Genomic DNA, 1,842 nt, shown 5'->3' on the forward strand with positions numbered 1-1,842 from the left:
GTCCGGCCCGGCGGAGGCCGTGGGCCGGTCCCTCGGGGTCGCCACGGCGGAGCCCACCGGCGACGCCGCGCGGAACGCAGGTCGATCCGGCCGAGCAGGGGCACGCCGTAGTAGCCGGCGGGCTCGCTCGCCTCGTCGAAGCCGCCGCGCAGGCTCGCCCACGTGTAGGCGAGGGCCGGGCCGATGATCAGCCCGAGCAGCAGGCCCACGGCCGCGCCCACGGCCCAGTCGCGGTTCGTGGGCTCGTCCGGCAGCACGCCGCCCGCCACGGTCGGGACGTTGATCAGGTCGATCTGCTGGTCCGCCAGGACCTGGCTGCGCTGCGACAGCAGCGTGTCGCGCTGCTGCGGGTTGGGGGCCTCGTCGGCCGCGCGCTGCAGGGCGGCGGCCGTGGCGTCCCCGCGCGACCGGATCGTGTCGGCCCGGATCTCGGTGAAGGCCTGGACCGCCGCGTTCACGCCTGCCTGGGCCACCCGCGCGTCGGGCCAGGTGAAGCTGACGAGGACCGTGCTCGCCCCGTAGGAGCCCGACGAGCTCGACTCCGGCGGCGTCACCACGAAGGCCGGGTCGTCGCCCAGGAAGTCCCCCACCGCGGGTCCGCCAGGGCCGATCTCGTCCGCGGTGATCGTCGCGGCCCGGTCGGCGACGACGGAGGACCTCATGAGGAGGACCTGGTCGTCCAGGAACGGGCCGGTGGTCTGCTCGGTCGCGGCCGCGGGCAGCGGCACCGTGATGCCCGCCGAGGCCGTGTACGCAGGCTGCTCCAGCAGCGGGAGCGCCACTCCGATCGCCGTGCTGAGGCCGACGACCAGCAGAACCGCCACGCGGTGCCTGCGTGTGGCCCGGAGGACGGTCGGCTCGAACCGGAACTGGTCCATCGCCTCGACGTGCAACGGTGCACCCCTCTCTCGACGCCTGAACACTCGTCCTCGGACGACGGGGTGTTACCGCCGTCACTCCGTAACGCCGGAGGGGCGTCCGTCGAGCCCGGTCGGAGCCGGGCACGCCGAGGTGCCCGCGGGCGGAGGTTTCCGTGGGCAGCGAGGATCGACTCCGGATCCTGGTGGCGCACAACCGGTATCGCTCGGCACAGCCGAGCGGTGAGGACCGGGTCGTCGACCGCGAGTGCACCGTGCTGGCCGAGGCGGGCCACGAGGTCGTCCGGTTCGAACGGCGCAGCGACGACATCGCGGCCATGCCGCTCGTCGACCGCGCCCTGGTCCCGGTGCGCGTCCCGTGGAACCCGGGCAGCAGGCACGACCTGCGGGCGCGGCTGCGGGCGGTGCGGCCCGACGTCGTGCACCTGCACAACACCTTCCCGCTGCTGTCGGCCTCGGTGCTCGCCGCCTGCGTGGACGAGGGGGTGCCCGTGGTCGCGACCCTGCACAACTACCAGCAGGTCTGCCCGACCGGGACGCTGTACCGAGACGGTGCGGACTGTGTGGAGTGCGTCGGGCGGCTGCCGCTGCCCGCCGTCCGACACGGGTGCTACCGCGGCTCCCGGGTGGCCTCGGTGCCCGTCGCGGTCGCCCGGGGCGTGACGCGCCGCGTGTGGTGGTCGCACGTGGACCGCTTCCTCTGTGTCTCGGCGTCCCAACGCGACATCCTCGTGGCAGCGGGGATGCCCGCGGACCGCCTCCGGGTCAAGCACAACTTCGTCCCCGACCCCGGTTCGGTGCGCTCGGGCCGGGGCGAGCACGTGCTCTACCTCGGCCGGATGTCGGCGGTGAAGGGCCTGGCCACCCTCATGCGGGCGTGGGACTCCCTGGCCGCGACCGGTGGGGTCGGCATGCCGCTGGTGCTGGCGGGCGGCGGGGAGCTCGAGCCGGAGGTCCTCCGCTG

The 1,842-nt window shown here is 74.6% G+C and carries 2 protein-coding genes; one reads left to right on the forward strand and one right to left on the reverse strand.

Annotated features, from left to right (window positions below; genetic code table 11):
• On the reverse strand, positions 1–824 hold an 824-nt coding region (locus H5J29_RS31195; RefSeq protein ID WP_181784522.1), incomplete at its 3' end, for a hypothetical protein.
• 209 nt (positions 825–1,033) lie between these two features.
• Here H5J29_RS31195 and H5J29_RS31200 point away from each other — a divergent pair.
• Positions 1,034–1,842 (forward strand): glycosyltransferase (locus H5J29_RS31200; protein WP_181784523.1); only part of this gene is annotated, 809 nt, incomplete at its 3' end.

Source organism: Pseudonocardia pini, assembly GCF_013870575.1.
Taxonomy (GTDB): Bacteria; Actinomycetota; Actinomycetes; order Mycobacteriales; family Pseudonocardiaceae; genus Pseudonocardia; species Pseudonocardia pini.